This window comes from Enterobacter sp. Y17, from assembly GCF_019730495.1.
GTDB lineage: Bacteria > Pseudomonadota > Gammaproteobacteria > Enterobacterales > Enterobacteriaceae > Enterobacter > Enterobacter asburiae_B.
This window is the reverse complement of the sequence record NZ_JAASKP010000005.1, coordinates 1-15,108: the sequence shown is the minus strand read 5'-3', so window position 1 is coordinate 15,108 and position 15,108 is coordinate 1. Positions and strand designations below refer to the sequence as shown.

The 15,108-nt window shown below is 57.9% G+C and carries 9 protein-coding genes and 2 pseudogenes; 7 read left to right on the top strand and 4 right to left on the bottom strand.

Annotated elements, in window-relative coordinates:
* Nucleotides 1–16 precede the first annotated feature (16 nt).
* The 3 genes from HCH49_RS18625 to HCH49_RS18615 are packed head-to-tail and all read left to right on the top strand — an operon-like array spanning nucleotide 17 to nucleotide 4,061.
* On the top strand, nucleotides 17–2,542 hold the full coding sequence (locus tag HCH49_RS18625; RefSeq protein WP_221703198.1) for a fimbria/pilus outer membrane usher protein: 2,526 nt from the start codon (nucleotides 17–19) through the stop codon (nucleotides 2,540–2,542).
* Nucleotides 2,533–3,051, top strand: coding sequence for a fimbrial protein (locus HCH49_RS18620; protein WP_221703195.1), 519 nt, complete (start codon nucleotides 2,533–2,535; stop codon nucleotides 3,049–3,051). The genes HCH49_RS18625 and HCH49_RS18620 overlap by 10 nt, the downstream gene beginning before the upstream one ends.
* On the top strand, nucleotides 3,051–4,061 hold the full coding sequence (locus HCH49_RS18615) for a fimbrial protein (RefSeq protein WP_221703245.1): 1,011 nt from the start codon (nucleotides 3,051–3,053) through the stop codon (nucleotides 4,059–4,061). Before HCH49_RS18620 ends, HCH49_RS18615 begins: the two co-directional genes overlap by 1 nt.
* A 3-nt stretch (nucleotides 4,062–4,064) precedes the next feature.
* Here HCH49_RS18615 and HCH49_RS18610 read toward each other — a convergent pair whose 3' ends face one another.
* A complete protein-coding gene (locus tag HCH49_RS18610) occupies nucleotides 4,065–4,589 on the bottom strand; it encodes a lipocalin family protein (RefSeq protein ID WP_058841832.1) in 525 nt (174 codons plus the stop codon).
* Between the two features lie 117 nt (nucleotides 4,590–4,706).
* Here HCH49_RS18610 and HCH49_RS18605 point away from each other — a divergent pair, with 117 nt between their 5' ends.
* The 4 genes from HCH49_RS18605 (at nucleotide 4,707) to HCH49_RS18590 (ending at nucleotide 8,238) form a co-directional block, all read left to right on the top strand.
* Complete coding sequence (locus HCH49_RS18605; RefSeq protein WP_221703193.1) at nucleotides 4,707–5,432, top strand: MerR family transcriptional regulator; 726 nt, start codon at nucleotides 4,707–4,709, stop codon at nucleotides 5,430–5,432.
* A 99-nt stretch (nucleotides 5,433–5,531) separates the two neighbouring features.
* The gene (gene uraH / locus HCH49_RS18600; RefSeq protein ID WP_033147068.1) at nucleotides 5,532–5,942 is read left to right on the top strand and encodes a hydroxyisourate hydrolase; all 411 of its coding nucleotides are present in this window, start codon (nucleotides 5,532–5,534) and stop codon (nucleotides 5,940–5,942) included.
* A gap of 102 nt (nucleotides 5,943–6,044) precedes the next feature.
* Nucleotides 6,045–7,004, top strand: a complete 960-nt coding sequence (locus HCH49_RS18595; RefSeq protein ID WP_221703191.1) for a DUF523 and DUF1722 domain-containing protein — start codon at nucleotides 6,045–6,047, stop codon at nucleotides 7,002–7,004.
* Nucleotides 7,005–7,149: 145 nt separating this feature from the next.
* Complete coding sequence (locus HCH49_RS18590; protein ID WP_047059659.1) at nucleotides 7,150–8,238, top strand: AAA family ATPase; 1,089 nt, start codon at nucleotides 7,150–7,152, stop codon at nucleotides 8,236–8,238.
* Between the two features lie 193 nt (nucleotides 8,239–8,431).
* Here HCH49_RS18590 and HCH49_RS18585 read toward each other — a convergent pair whose 3' ends face one another.
* The 3 genes and pseudogenes from HCH49_RS18585 to HCH49_RS18580 form a co-directional block, all read right to left on the bottom strand.
* Nucleotides 8,432–8,932, bottom strand: coding sequence for a contact-dependent growth inhibition system immunity protein (locus HCH49_RS18585; RefSeq protein ID WP_087823663.1), 501 nt, complete (start codon nucleotides 8,930–8,932; stop codon nucleotides 8,432–8,434).
* A pseudogene (locus HCH49_RS22410) lies at nucleotides 8,932–9,558 on the bottom strand (hypothetical protein); the annotation flags it as partial. The gene HCH49_RS18585 and the pseudogene HCH49_RS22410, both read right to left, overlap by 1 nt.
* A gap of 246 nt (nucleotides 9,559–9,804) precedes the next feature.
* Nucleotides 9,805–15,108: pseudogene (locus HCH49_RS18580) on the bottom strand (hemagglutinin repeat-containing protein); the annotation flags it as partial.

The following is a 15,108-nucleotide window of genomic DNA, read 5'->3' as shown; positions in this document are numbered from 1 at the left end:
AGTAAGGCGTGACCACGTGAAAATAAAAATCCTGTGCGCCACGGTGATCTCCCTGGTGATTCGGCAAGCCGTGGCTGCTGAAAGCGAGCTGCAATTTAACCCCGCGTTCCTCAACGGCGAGAGCGCAAACAGCGCCGATCTCGCCTGGGTCAACGCCGGGAGCGCGTTGCCGCCGGGTGATTACAACCTCAACGTATATATCAATACGAATTATGCGTTCACGGGTAACGTCACGTTCCGCCTTGCTGAAGACAGCACGGGTGAAGCGCTGCCCTGCCTCACGCCTGAACAATTCGCCGCGCTGGGCATCGATAGCCATCAGGCGAAGGGTGGCGACCTGCCGCTGGCGCAGCGCTGCATCTTCCTAACGAAGGCGTTTGCGGATACGCAGTTTGATCTGGACCAGAAGACGCTCACCCTGAGCTTCACCGTACCGCAAAGTGCGATGCGCAATTTGCCGCGCGGGTACGTCAGCCCGGAAAGCTGGGAGGCGGGCATTCCTGCCGCGTGGCTGAATTACGTGGTCAATGGCTCGAACAATGAGTATCGCGGCGAGACGCGCACGCGGGAACAGCAGCTGTTTGCGAGCCTCAACAGCGGCGTCAACCTGGGCGCGTGGCGGCTGCGTGATTTCACCACGTGGACCAAAGACAGCAATGAGCTCACCCACGTGCAGACCTGGCTGCAGCGCGATATTCACGCCCTGCGCGCGCAGGTGTATGCCGGGGAAACGTACACCTCGGCGCAGGTGTTCGACTCCGTGGGCCTGCGCGGTATCGCCCTGAAAACCGATGACAACATGCTGCCCGCCAGCCTCAGCGGCTATGCGCCAGAAGTCCGGGGCATCGCGCGCAGCAACGCGACCGTAACGGTTCGCCAGAACGGCAACATCATCTATCAAACCTCCGTCCCGCCGGGGGCGTTTGTGCTGAAAGATCTCTACCCGACCTCCTCGGGCGGCGATCTGGCGGTCACCATTCAGGAGAACGACGGCAGCAAAACGCAATACACGCTTCCCTTTGCCAGCGTGCCGAACCTGGTGCGTAACGGACAGGTGAAATATGCCCTCGGCGCCGGGAAATACCGTCCGACGGGCAATCAGGACGCGCCCGCTTTCGCGCAGGGCGAGCTGTTCTACGGCTGGCGATACGGCCTGACGTTTTACGGCGGGGCGCAGTTTGCCGATCGCTATAACGGCCTGGCCCTCGGGTTTGGGCAAAACCTCGGCCGCTTTGGCGCCTACTCCATCGATCTGACCCACGCCCGCAGCCAGCTGGCGGACGATCGGCACTATACCGGTGATTCGGTGCGCCTGCGCTACAGCAAGCTGCTGAACGACATTGGCACGCGGGTGAATTTCTTCTCGCTGCGCTACTCCACGAAAGGGTTTTATACCCTCAGCGACACCACGTACAAAGGCATGTCGGGCGGATCGCCAAAGCAGACGGTGGAAGACGATGGCACCGTCACCACCCAATACGACACCGTGTACAACCTGCGCATGTCGCGTAAGGCAAAAAACCAGCTGCTGCTGTCGCAGCCGATGGGACAATACGGCTCGCTGTCGCTGTCGTGGGATCAGCAGACCTACTGGAACACGTCAAATACCACGCAAAGCCTGCAGTTTGCGTGGAACGCCACGTTTCGCAACGTGTCGCTTGGCGTCAGCGTCCAGCGAAGCTCGAGCCTGTATGACGACAAGAAAGATAACATCCTGTCGATGTCGATTTCGGTCCCGCTGGGCAACCCGACGCTGTCGACCCGCGCGCGCTTTACCACGACCCATGCGGACTCCACCGGCACCACCACCAGCACGGGCGTGAGCGGCTACCTGCCGGGTGAGGAGAATCTGTTCTATAGCGTCAACCAGCGCTACAGCTCCCGACAGCACTACGGCGGCGATGCCACCTTGCAATACGAAGGCGCGTGGGGAGACTACAACCTGGGCTACAGCTACGCCAGCGACTCCCGCAACCTCAGCTACGGCATCAGCGGCGGCGCGGTAGTGCATGAAGATGGCCTGACGCTGAGCCAGCCGCTCGGGAACACCAACATTCTGGTAAAAGCGCCGGGGGCCAGCAATGTCGCCGTGCTTAACCATAAGGGCATCAAAACGGACGGCCGTGGCTACGCGGTGATCCCGTACGCCACGCCGTACCGCGTTAACCAGGTCGCGCTGGACGTGACGACCGCCGGCAACGACGTGGAGCTGGAAAACGCCATCGCCAACAAAACGCCTACCGATGGCGCCCTGGTTCGCGCCACCTTCACCACGCACCAGGGGGCAAAAGCGATGTTTATCGTACGTCACGGCAACGACGTGCTCCCCTTCGGCACGCTGGTCTCGCTCGATGATGACAAAACCAGCGGCATCGTTGGCGATGGCGGCAGCCTGTATCTCTCCGGTTTGTCAGATAAGGGCACGCTGAACGCCGTGTGGGGCCGCGGCAGCCGCCAGCGCTGCGCCATTACCTACGCCTTAAACAAGCAGAACTATAACGCCCGCACCGGTCTTTATTCTCAGGAGGTGGTATGTCAGTAACGCTTCGGATCGGCTGCCTTGCGCTGCCGCTGGTTTTCACGCTCCCCGTTCGCGGCTACGACGTGCTGGTCTCCGTCACCGGCAATTTGATCGGCAACACCTGCGTGGTGGCGCAGGACTCCGTTGAGCAAAACGTGCCGCTGGGCACCATTGGTATTAAACAGTTCAGCCGTGCCGGGGCCGTCAGCAATATCAAAACGCCCTTCACGCTCAGGCTTGAAGCGTGCGGGCCAACCTTTGCTGGCGTAAAAATCCGCTTCAGCGGTACGCCGGATGATGCCAGCCCGCAGCTGCTGAAGATTGCCGACGGTGGCGCTACCGGCGTGGCGGTGCAGATCCTCGATAAAGAGAGCGTACTCATTCCCCTGAATACAAAGACCACCGCGTACGGAACGGCGGGGGATGACAGCGTACAGATGACCTTCTACGCGCAGCTGGTTGCCACCGCCACGCCGGTGAGCGCCGGTGATGTGTCAGCCCTCGCCACCTGGACAACGGAGTATCTATGATGCGTTTAGCGTTTCTTCTCAGCGGATTACTTTTCTGCGCCAGCGTGCAGGCTCTGGACTGGAAATCGGACATTACGCTCTCCCCTCAGCCGATGACCTACAGCGGGCCAGCGGACTCCGTGGTGCCAGGCAGCATTATCGGATCGACCTGGAGCGCCACCGCCAGCGTGCAGCAGGTGTTCTGGTGCGGGCTTATTTTTACCTGCAACAAAGGGACGCTGCAGCCCAGCAGCAGCGCCATCTCTAGCGGTGCGACGGTCACCGTCGACGGCGCGAATTACACTATTTTTGAGACCGGCGTACCGGGCGTGGGGTATATCATCGGTTTAAAGGACTTTAAGGGGACAAAATATATTCCCCTGCAAACCGGCGTAACACAAAGCTATCCTGCGGATGGGACGGGAGGAATCGCCCAGGATTTAGGCTGGTCAGCAAAAGTCACCTTTATTAAAACCGGTACGGCGCTGAAATCCGGCGTCTATAACATCCCGACTATCAACGCCGCGGTGCTCACCGCCTATAACAACGAAACGAAAACGGCGCAGGTCATCATCAGCCCGACCACCATCACGGTGACCGCCAGCGGGTGTACGGTCGGCAGCAAAAACGCCAGCGTGGCGCTGGGCACCATTGATATTCGCACCCTGCCCACGGTGGGAAGCACGTCGCCATCGGGGACGTTTACCGTCGGCCTGACCTGCGACGCGAACGTGGCGGTTCACGCCGTGATGACCGATCAGACCACGCCGTCGAACACCTCGTCGGTGGTGACTCTGACCGGAGATTCCACGGCGTCCGGCGTTGGGGTGCAGTTTTTCTACAACGGCAGCGGGCCGCTGACGATGGGGCCGGACAGCTCGGCCGCGGGTGCGACCGGCCAGTTCTTCATCCAGAGCACCACGGCGGCGCAGACGCTCACGTTACCGTTCCAGGCGCAGTACGTCCGAACCGGCGAACTGGTCCCCGGCTCGGCCAACGCGCTGGCCAGCATTACGTTTTCCTACCAGTAGGGGCTACTGCTTCACCCACACCAGTTGGTCAACCCGGAAGCCCAGACCGCGCGCGGTGTTCAGATAATCCTGCTTCACCGCATCCGGAATGGTTGGCGTGCGCGACAGGATCCACAGGTAGTCGCGGTTCGGGCCGCTGACCAGCGCGTACTGGTACTTATCGTCCAGCCTGATCACGTTATAGCCGCCGTAGAACGGGCCGAAGAAGGACACCTTCAGCGCGGCGGTGGTCGGTTCGCCGGTAAAGTACGCTTTGCCTTCGCTCTCGTTCCACTTGTTCTTCACCGGATCGTAGCCCCGGTTGAGCACGCTGATGCCGCCGTCGCTGCGCTTGCCGTAGGTGGCGGTTACCTGCTCCAGCCCGCGTTCAAAGCGGTTTTCCAGACGGGCGACCTCGTACCATTTGCCAAGATAGCGGCTGGCGTCAAAACCGGAAATCGGCTGCACGCCCTTCGGCGGCGTGGGGGATTTACAGGCGACCAGCGTCAGCGCAATGGCAACACCGGTCACAACAGGCCATAGCTTCATGAGAATTCCTTTCATTTGCACGGTTGGACGTTAAGTGTAGTGCACCGTTTCGGCGCTTCATCCCGTTCGGGAAAATTCGTAGTATATTGAGAGTATTCCTCCACTCTGGACACGGACATGGCTTACTCCATCGGCGAATTCGCCAGACTCAGCGGCATCACCGCCACCACCCTGCGGGCGTGGCAGCGTCGCTATGGTTTACTCAAGCCACAGCGCACGGAAGGCGGCCACCGCCAGTACAGCGACGATGACGTCCAGCAGGCGCTAAAAATCCTCGACTGGGTCAAAAAAGGCGTCCCGATCGGCCAGGTCAAACCGCTGCTGGAGCGCCCGATGCCGGGTCGGACCAACAACTGGCAAACCCTGCAGCAGAACATGCTGCAACGTCTGCAGGACGGCAAGGTCGAGTCCCTGCGCCAGATGATTTACGACGCCGGACGCGAATACCCAAGGCCGGAGCTGGTCGCGAACGTGCTGCGCCCGCTGCGCAGCCAGGTCTCGGCCAACGTCGCCGCCGCCATGACCCTGCGCGCGATCCTCGACGGCATCATCATCGCCTACACCTCGTTTTGCCTCGAAGGCGATAAAAAAGCGCCGGGCGATAACATTCTGCTCAGCGGCTGGCACCTGAACGACCCGTGCGAGATCTGGCTCGAAGCCTTAACGCGCACCGGGCAGGGCCACCGAATCGACATCCTGCCGGTTCCGCCTGACGCGCTGGCACCGGAAATTTTCCCGGAGCGCAAATGGCTTCTGATCACCAGCGGCAAACTCACCGCCGGGCGGAAAAAACAGGTGGAGCAGTGGCAGCAGCAGGTATCGCTTGAAGTGATTATCCTCTGATAATTTTCTCCTGCGGGAATCTTCACGAAAAGTTGAATATTTTCCCGCGCCGCAGATGCTAACGTTTTCCTGTGACGAATAACTCAACAGGAAAACACCATGAAAAAAACTGCCCCTCTGCTGATCCTGGCCTCGATGGCCTTTGCCCCTGCTGCCTTTAGCGCCCCTGCCGGCACGCTGAGCGTTCACATTCTCGACCAGCAAACCGGGATGCCGCCATCAGACGTGACCGTTACGCTGGAGAAACAGCAGCAGGACAAATGGACCCCGATTGCCAGCGGTAAAACCGACCACGACGGCCGCATCAAATCGCTCTATCCGCAGGATCAGGACATGCAGCCTGGCGTGTATAAAGTGACCTTCAAAACCGCAGAGTACTTCCACGGCAAAAAGCTGGACTCCTTCTTCCCGGAGATCCCGGTGCTGTTTACCGTGACCCGCACCAACGAGAAGCTGCACATCCCGCTTCTGCTGAGCCAGTACGGTTACTCGACCTACAAGGGCAGTTAAGACGCATTGATTTTAAAGGAATAAAAAAAATAGTTCCGCTAATACTTGGACAAATTAGTCATGTTGTGTAAGTTTTAATTATATGAACGGGAGGACTACACCATGACAACGAAACCTGTACTCGGTATTAGCGGATGTTTGACCGGATCCGCCGTTCGCTTTGACGGCGGACACAAGCGTATGGGCTTCGTCATGGATGAGCTGGCCCAGTGGGTGAATTTCAGGCCCGTCTGCCCTGAAATGGCCATCGGCCTGCCGACGCCTCGCCCGGCCATACGCCTGACGCTGACGGACAGCGGCGAAACGCAGCTCCGTTTCAGCAAGCCGCCTCATGATGACCTCACGCAGAAAATGGCCGACTTTACGGCAGACTATCTGCCAAAAATCGGCGATCTGTCGGGATTTATCGTCTGTGCAAAATCCCCAAGCTGCGGCCTGGAACGCGTGCGGCTGTACGATGAAAACGGCAACCGGGGCCGCAAGGAGGGCGTCGGGCTGTTCACCGCCGCCCTTCTTGAAACCTACCCGTGGCTGCCCGTCGAGGAAGACGGTCGGCTGCACGACCCGGTGCTGCGGGAAAACTTTATCGAGCGGGTATTTGCCCTGCACGAGCTAAACACGCTGCGCGCTAAAGGTCTGACGCGGCGTGGGCTGCTGGATTTTCACAGCCGCTATAAGCTTCAGCTACTGGCGCACCATCAGGCAGGCTATCGCGAAATCGGCCCGTTCGTTGCCTCGCTGCACGAGTGGGAAGACTTGGACGCCTTCTTCGTGGCGTACCGGGAAAAGCTGATGACCATCCTGAAAAAACCCGCCTCGCGGAAGAATCACACCAACGTGCTGATGCATATCCAGGGGTATTTCCGTAACCAGCTGAACACCCGCCAGCGCGGCGAGCTGCGCGACGTGATCCTGCACTATCGCAACGGACACTTGCCTATTCTCGCCCCGATCACGCTGCTGAAGCACTACCTGGCCGAATACCCCGACCGGTATCTGATGACGCAAAACTACTTTGATCCCTATCCTGATGATTTGGGTCTGCGTCTGGCAGTCAAGTGATCATAAAAATGCGAAGGCCCCATTGACCCGTAGAGGCCCAAAGCAGTACCCCGTTTAGACGACATCCTCACTGTCGTCTCTTTTTTGCATTTCATCTTAAAGACTGTGATTATATACAGGCTTATTCTGCAAAAGGGGCCTGCCAGTGATCAACACCCTGCACATTCAAAACTACCGATCCATCCGCGACATGTCGCTGGAGCTGGAGCAGCTCAACATCGTCTTCGGGCCGAACGGCACCGGGAAATCCAATATTTACAAGGCGATACACCTGATGCACAGCGCCGCCCAGGGGCAATTTTCCCAGGCGCTGGCAAACGAGGGCGGCATTCTGAAGGTGTTCTGGGCAGGCAAAACCCGCAGCGACCAGCTGCGGCGGATGAATCTGGCGGTGGAAACAGAGACCTACGAATACGAGCTGCAGGTCGGGTTTGTGGAGAAGCTGCCCTATCCCTCGCAGTTTCAGCTCGATCCGGTGATCAAAGAGGAGTCCATCTGGCTGAGCGGTCAGCACCGTCGGCCTTCGTCACAGCTGATGAAGCGTAAGAACCAGGCAGTATTTCTGAACAACGTGCATCACGAGAAAGTGACCCACAGCGGCACGCTGTACGAGAACGAATCGGTGTTCGGGCAGCTCGGCGAACCGCATCTTTACCCGGAAGTGTCGCAGATGCGCGAGTCCCTGCGTAACTGGCGCTTTTATCATGAGTTTTCTGTATCAATCGGCTCGGCGATGCGGGCTCCGCAGGTCGGTTTCCGCTCCCCGGTGCTGGCCAGCGACGGTGCCAACCTGGCGGCCGCGTTTCAGACTATCGTCGAGATCGGCGACGAGCTGCTGCTGATGCGCATCCTTGACCAGGCCTTCCCCGGCTGCGTGTTTTACAGCGACAACACTGGCGGACGTTTTCGCATGATGATGCAGCGCGAAGGTCTTAGCAGGCCGCTGGAACCGGCGGAGTTCTCCGACGGTACCCTGCGCTTTCTGTGCCTGGCGGTAGCGCTGTTAAGCCCGCGCCCACCGGCGTTTATCGCGTTGAACGAACCGGAAAACAGCCTGCACCCACAGATGCTGCCCGCGCTGGCGAGCTTAATCGCCGAGGCCAGCCGCTACTCGCAGATTTGGCTCACCAGCCACTCGCCGGAGCTGGCGAAGTTGATTGAGAAACAGCGATCGTTTTCGCTGTATCAGCTGTCAATGGTGGAGGGGGAGACGAGGGTGGAGAGGCTGGGGTAGTTCTATACCCTCATTCGGGTAGATCTTCAGAGCGCTTCTTTTCTTTTGAAATAATGCGCAATATTCCTCCAACGGCAAGAGTAGTTATTGGAGAATCAGAATTGACCGGAAGACGATACGGCCAAATACGTCTTATCTGGAAGTGAAAAAGGGCAAATCCAAAAATCCCGCCGACATTTGGCGGGATTTTGAATCAACCTTTGCAACGACTGAGGGCAAGTCGCAGACCCGCGCCAATTTCGGCTGGAGTGCTATCTACAGAGAGAACGACATTCTCTATGCCATCACCTTTAGTTCTTCCCCAACCTTCTAGTTTCTCATGGCGAGTTGGTGAAAAAGTGATAAAACCATTGATACAATGTACACCACAGTTCTTCATATCTTTGAATAAAGCACGTTTGGTTTTATAGCCGTATTTTTTCATCAACATTGCTATCCAGGCAGCATATTGTGCTTTGCCTTTCTCAACATCAAAGAACGTATCACACTCTTCAATCGTCAATGTCCGGCTATCTGACAACGCTTGTAAAACAACTTCACCGATACTTTGATTATCGGCATCGGGGTGCAATAAGTGGGGAGGAAAGAGGGGATCAGCAGCGACCATCCCCAGCCCTGATTGAGTCTCAACAAGCAATAATTCAGAGTTATAGTAACAACTAGCCCTGTAATCCTGACTTTTATTAAATTTCATCATTTCACCTGTGTCACTTTAACTGTCACACCCTGACTCTTGCCATATTCAATGGCTCGGTTTATTTCTGTCCACTGCGTTTTTGTTGTAGTAGCAGGAACAGCAAGCTGGACCTCTCTATTAGCAATCATAGAAGAATCAATTGTCTTTCGAGAGAGTGTGTATGTATCAAATTTTGCAGCTGCATCAATATTTCCTTTGATCGAACTGTAAATCTGATTAGGGTTTGCCAGCTTCGCCATTGTCTGTGTATCCAATGATTTAGCGCTCACAGCTGTTTTAGTAGATACATCATAATAGTCAAACGTTTTAAAATTCTGGGGCAATCTGGCACTGGAGGGTAAGGATGAACCAACATAATCCTCCCAAGGCATACCTTGTTTAATATTACCCTGGCCCCATTGCATTCCGAGTTCAGAGGCTTTGACAGTAGCCGTTGCAGTATTGCGGCTCATGAACGATAGCGCCGCTTTGGTTATGTCTTTTACAAGCAGCCCACCGCTGACAAGCATGGCCTGATTTTCCGGATCGGACGCGAATACCGCATACTTCATCCACTCCGGACTGTTTTGGTCTATTTTCGCCAGATCCTGACCATTCCACTGTTGAACGTAGGTCTTGGCTTCGTCACTGGTCATAACATCAGCGCCGATATTTCCCAACCAGCCGGGGCGCTCCGTCATATCGTAGCCACCCTCAGCAACTTCCTTATTCCATCCAACAGCCGTTAGGGGATCATCCTTCAATAGCTCATCAACTGTAGCACTTTGCTCATCACTGACTTTTTTCCATTTATCGATAATCGCCTGACAGTCACCACCAGATTTTCGACACTCAGAAAGTTCCTTATCGAATGCTACTGCCTGCGTACTGCTCAGATAGTTATTCTCAACACTATTCTTCCCGGCACTGGCCCCGGCCGCCGCACCAGCCGTATTTCCCCCAGCAATCCCGCCGGCTATGCCCGCTGAAACAGATGCCAGCGTACTCACGGTCTGCTTCTGCTCTTCCGTCAGCTTCGACGGGTCTGTGTCCGGATAGAACTGTCTGGCGATTGCTGTAGCAATCAGTTCGCCGGATGCGGCCCCCACAGCGCCCGCTGCGGCACTGTTTCCCTGAAGGGCTGCAGTTACGCCGCCGAGGATGGCATGGGCAATCGCTTTTGCCGCCGTGTTGTCATCAATGCCTGCATGATGGCCGATGATGTTCGCCAGCTCCGGTGCCGACGCGCCCGCCAGCGCCCCTCCGATATTGCCGCCCGCCAGTCCCTGCAGCGCTGCCGTGGCCGCCTGGATGCCGCGCTGCATATCGCTGCCGGTTCCGTACGTCACCATCACGTTTTTGTATGCCTGGGTATCTCGCAGTTTCGCCAGATAATCCTGGCGCTGTTTCTCTGTCGCGTTTGCGGGGAGTGTTGCGCCGGTTTCTTTCTGGGCCGCCTTCAGCCCGTTCAGGTCACCCTGCGTCCTGGCAATATCCGCCACCTGGCTGCCAATGTCGCTGATCATCCCAACCGCGTTCAGGCGGTTCTGCTCTTTCTCCTTGTCGAAGATCGGGCTGATGCTGTCGTTAGCATGTTCGGTGTCGCGACTCAGATCGGCCACGTCCTGCTTCTGGTTTGCCTTGTCGCGGATGGTGAGGGAGCCCTCTGCCACGGCGGCCTGCGTGGTGCCTTCCTTATGGCCTTTATTACCCGCAGCGGAGATCATGCCGCCCGGCAGGTTGCCCTGGAATTTATCCCCGAAGCTGCCGCCGCCGCTCAGGCTGATACCGGAGTGCGAGGTTTTAAAGTCCGCTTCGTTGTGGATATCGCTGAAGCCCAGCGTTCCGGTATCGAGGCTGTTTTTGTCCGGCGTGGCGGTGGACGCGATAACCGCGCCATCAAGCTGGGTGTGATGCCCCACGGTGATGTCGAAGCCCCCGTCCCCGGCATACAGCCCGGTCTGTTCGGCCACCGAATCAAAGCGGCTCTTCATCTTGTCCTGGCTGGCGTTGATATAGCCTGAACCGGACATGGTGCCGAAGGTGAAGCTGCCACCCGCTGCAACGCTGGTCTGCTTGCTGTCGTAGTCGCTGTTGTTCTGCTGGCTGCGCATCAGCAGGTCGTGACCAACGTCTGCCACGATTTTATTGCCGTTAACCTGAGCGCCATCAAGCACGGTGTCGTGCCCGCTTTTTAGAGTGACGTTTTTGCCGCTGTCGATTGTGGTTTCGGTCCAGTCGGTACCGTTACCTTTATCCTTGCCGTGCGCGGCGTTAACGTTGGCAAACACGCTGATACCCGCGCCGTTGCCTCCGGCACCGATGCTTACCCCAATACCGCCACCGCTGCTGCTGTTCTTGCCGCTGGTTTTTTGGGTATTCGCCGCGCCGGACAACAGAATATCGTTCTGTGCATCCAGCGTGGTGTCGCCCCCGGCTTTCAGCTGGCTGCCCGCAATCACGATGTCGCCGCTGTTTGCACCTTTGTTTTTGCCGTTCGCGGTGATGGAGAGATTGTTGCCTGCGTTCAGCGTGCTGCCTGCCACCGCATCACTCTCAGCATGCTGCTGTGATTTCGACTTCTGGGTCGTCAGCGAGAGGCTCACACCCATTGCGTTCGGATCGCCGGTGGTTGCCGCCATATCCGCAGCCTGCCCGGCCTGCACGCCGGACAGCACCGTTTTGGTGGCCTGAAGGGCTTTCAGACGGCCATCACTTTGCTCTTTGGTCTCCTGCGCCGCGCTCACGGCATTGTTAATAGCGCTACCGACGGTGCCGGAGAGCGCCACGGTGAGCCCGCTTTTCTTCTGCTCGAAGGTTTCATCCCGGGTGCGCCTGTCGTGCCCCGGCTCGATGATGACGCTGTCGCCGCTGAGGCTTAAATCCTTCCCGGCGATAAGATCCGCCCCGCCGACATGGGCCTGGTTTCCGGCAGAAATCGCGACGTTACCGCCCGTCGAGCCCACCGTACTGAAGCTCTGGCTCTGGGTGGTACCCTTCTCACGAAGATCGTGCGTGCTTTTACTGCTGCCGATGGTGAAGCCAATCCCGCCCGAGCCCATCAGGCCGGATTTTTTCTCTTCCTTAAAGCGCCACGAGGTGTCGGTGTTGGTGGCCGCAACGATATCAACATTGTTGCCCGCCTTAAGCTGCACGTCGCCATCGCCCGCCACGGCGGAGCCGAACACCCGCAGGTTATTGCCCGCCACCACCTGCACGTTATCGCCGCTCAGCAAGGAGCCGGATTCACGCGTCGCGCTGTCCTCCTCGATGGTGTGGGTGGTTTTCTTGCTGAGGAAACCTTTTTTGGTTTTGGTCTGCTCTTTGTAGTGATAATCGCTTTCGGTTGCGGTATTGAGGCTGACGTCGCGGCCTGCCGCCACGCCGATATCGCCCTTCGCCGTCACCTGCGCGGCTTCGGTGGTGACATCGCGTCCGGCGAGGATTTGGGTATTCTCCCCGCTGGCGATCTCGGTTCCCTGCTGACGTACCGATTCGTTAATAACGGTTTTCTTGCCTGACCTATAGCTGTCGCCCTGCGTGGTCTCTTCCGCAGCCAGATTCACGTCGCGACCCGCCTGCAGCCCGACGCTTTTCTCCGCTGCCAGCGCGGCGGCCTGAGCGTTGATATCCTGCCCGGCCTTCAGGACCAGGTTATCGCCTGCGGAAATCGTGGTGCGGTCGAGCCCGGTGCTGTGGGACTCGCTTTTCCCTTTACGGCTGCTTTCGCTTGTCTGTGCCGCGTTCAGGTTCAGATCGTTGCCCGCGCTCAGCCCCGCGCTGCCGCCCGCCTTCAGGTCGCTGGCGGTCACGTCAAGGTTGTGCCCGGCATTCACCAGCAGGTTGCCGCCCGCACTGACGTTACTTCCCTGATACGTGACGGAGGAACGGCTGGTTTTCTCCCGGCTGGAGCTGAATGCGTCGTTGATCTGATTCGCGTTGACGGCAATATCGCCCCACGCGTTCAGCAGCATATCCCCGCCGGAGGACAGGTTCGCCCCGGTGACGGTGATGTTTTTCCCTGCCTCAAGCGACAGGCCATCCTGCGCGGTAATCGACGCAGCGTTCCCCAGCAGGGTGTCCTTCAGGCCGATGTTGCCGTACTTCCCGCCGGCGTTGATATCAATCTGCTCAACCTGCGTCAGGTTGTTGATGCTGCCGTCCAGGCTCTCCAGCGCGACCGTTTTGCCGCTGATGGTGGAGCTGATGTTATTGATATCGCCGATGGCGCTCAGGTTCAGGTCGCCGCCCGCTTTCATCAGGCCGTTGCTGAGGTTGCTGATGCTGTTCTGGCTGTCGAGCGTCAGGCTGTTTTTCGCCAGCAGCGAGCTGCCGCCGTTGGTGATGCTGCCGCCCTTCAGGGTGACGTTGTTGCCCGCGATCACGCTGCCGTTGTTGACGGTGACGTCCTTCGGCGACAGGTAGAGTTTCGGCACCATCACGGTTTCGCCGTTGACGGTGGCTTTCTCCCACCACAGCAGGCTGTGGTCGAGCGCGGCAATCTGATCGGCGGTCAGCGAGACGCCAAACTGCAGGCCCAGCGACTGCTGCGCCGCCGCGGCGTTGTCCATCAGATAGCGCATCTGATCCAGATCGGAGCCGATGCCGTTCAGGTAGCGGTTACCGGTCTGGTTGAGCACCACGTTGGAGACATAGCGGGTATCGAACGCCGCATCGCCGAGGAAGCGGTAGTCGTAGTCCGGGTTCAGGTTGAGGCGGCCAAGCATATAGGACGAGCCGAGGAACTGCTTCTCGTCGGTAAACGCCAGCCGCGTCTCCTGCGGCGCCGTGGACGACGGTTTGATCCCGAGCATCGCGTTCAGATCGGCAAACAGGGCGGGATCAAGCTGTCCGAGACCATTCAGTTTCGGGTTGATGCCGATCAGGTACGGGCTTTTCGGGTTGTCGGAGAAGACAAAATAGCCGTTGTTGCCCGACGGCAGCGGGTAAGCGCTGGTGTCGACGCGCTGGCCCTGATAGTGCCCGACGGCGCCGCCCTGCGCGGTGCGGAGATCGGCGGTGGTGACCCCTGCGTTCGCCAGCGTGCCCAGCTGGCCGAGGTTCGCGTTGCCTTTCTGCGTGGTGGCAACGTTGCTGAGAGGCGTGCCGGACGCGTCGCCGTTTTCCAGCGCGCCGCCGCCGTTAAGCTGCTGCAGCGCCCCCTGGAGCCGATCGTTCCACTGCGGCGAGGTCACCGCCACGGTGCCGGTATTGCTCAGCCCCTGTTTTTGCACACCGCTGCCGATGGTCTGGTTGCTGAGTGTGTTCAGCGACGGGGTGGAGATAACGTTACTGACGCCGCCCGCGTTAGCGGTGGTACTGGTGTTGCTGATGTTGCTGGTGAAGTTTGCGGTGACGTTGCCGCCCGCCTGGATGACGGCACGGTATGTTTCACCATTTTCACTTTCTGTGACATGCCCATCTAATACATAGGTTACGTCATTGTCGTAGTAAGTATTGCGATGGGTTGGAGAGTAGGAGCTAGGAGAACCCCCGCCATATGAGGGGCTTACATATTTATATACAGCATATTCTGTATAAGTTCCGCTCTGATAGCTCTGATTATTCAGCGTGTTTCCTGCAAGCGTAATATTGCTATTCGCCAGGATTGCACTCGCCTGATTGTTCAACTCTGCGGCAGTGATAGTCAGGTTACGCCCGGAAGAAATACGAGCGCTTCCACCCTCAGCATTTACAACCTGCGCTATCTGATTTAGTGCATATTTACGTGTTTCATAGCCTGTAATTGGTTTGTAATAGTAATGGGTATCCTCATACAAGAAACAGGGAACCCCACCACATGTACCAGAACCCTCATGGGTATAAGTGCTGTATTTATCCCGAACAAGCGTATCGATTCCGAGAACCGACACAGGTATGTCAACAGTTGCCTGCCCAACCCAACCATACGCTGGCGACGCACTTGTTGTTGTGGTTGACGTTAATCCATCACGCTGATTTAACAGGCTGGCAGTCTTAACCGTAATATCCCCACCCTGCGTCTCAATATTCCCCGACGTGTTCACCACCTGGCTGTTCGCATTCCCCGCCGCATCCCGCTGCATCCACAGGTTGTTTCCCGCCATGATGTCGCCGCGCCGGTTGGTGATGCTGTCAGCAAACAGCGCCAGGTTATTCGCCGCGTACAGCAGCGCGGTGTTGACGATGGCGCCCGGCGCGCTCAGGGTCAGCGA

Coding starts and splice junctions, on each gene's coding strand:
- HCH49_RS18595 (WP_221703191.1), top strand. CDS start 6,045: ATGACAACGAAACCTGTACTCGGTATTAGCGGATGTTTGACCGGATCC.
- HCH49_RS18605 (WP_221703193.1), top strand. CDS start 4,707: ATGGCTTACTCCATCGGCGAATTCGCCAGACTCAGCGGCATCACCGCC.
- HCH49_RS18610 (WP_058841832.1), bottom strand. CDS start 4,589: ATGAAGCTATGGCCTGTTGTGACCGGTGTTGCCATTGCGCTGACGCTG.
- HCH49_RS18615 (WP_221703245.1), top strand. CDS start 3,051: ATGCGTTTAGCGTTTCTTCTCAGCGGATTACTTTTCTGCGCCAGCGTG.
- HCH49_RS18620 (WP_221703195.1), top strand. CDS start 2,533: ATGTCAGTAACGCTTCGGATCGGCTGCCTTGCGCTGCCGCTGGTTTTC.
- uraH (WP_033147068.1), top strand. CDS start 5,532: ATGAAAAAAACTGCCCCTCTGCTGATCCTGGCCTCGATGGCCTTTGCC.
- HCH49_RS18585 (WP_087823663.1), bottom strand. CDS start 8,932: ATGAAATTTAATAAAAGTCAGGATTACAGGGCTAGTTGTTACTATAAC.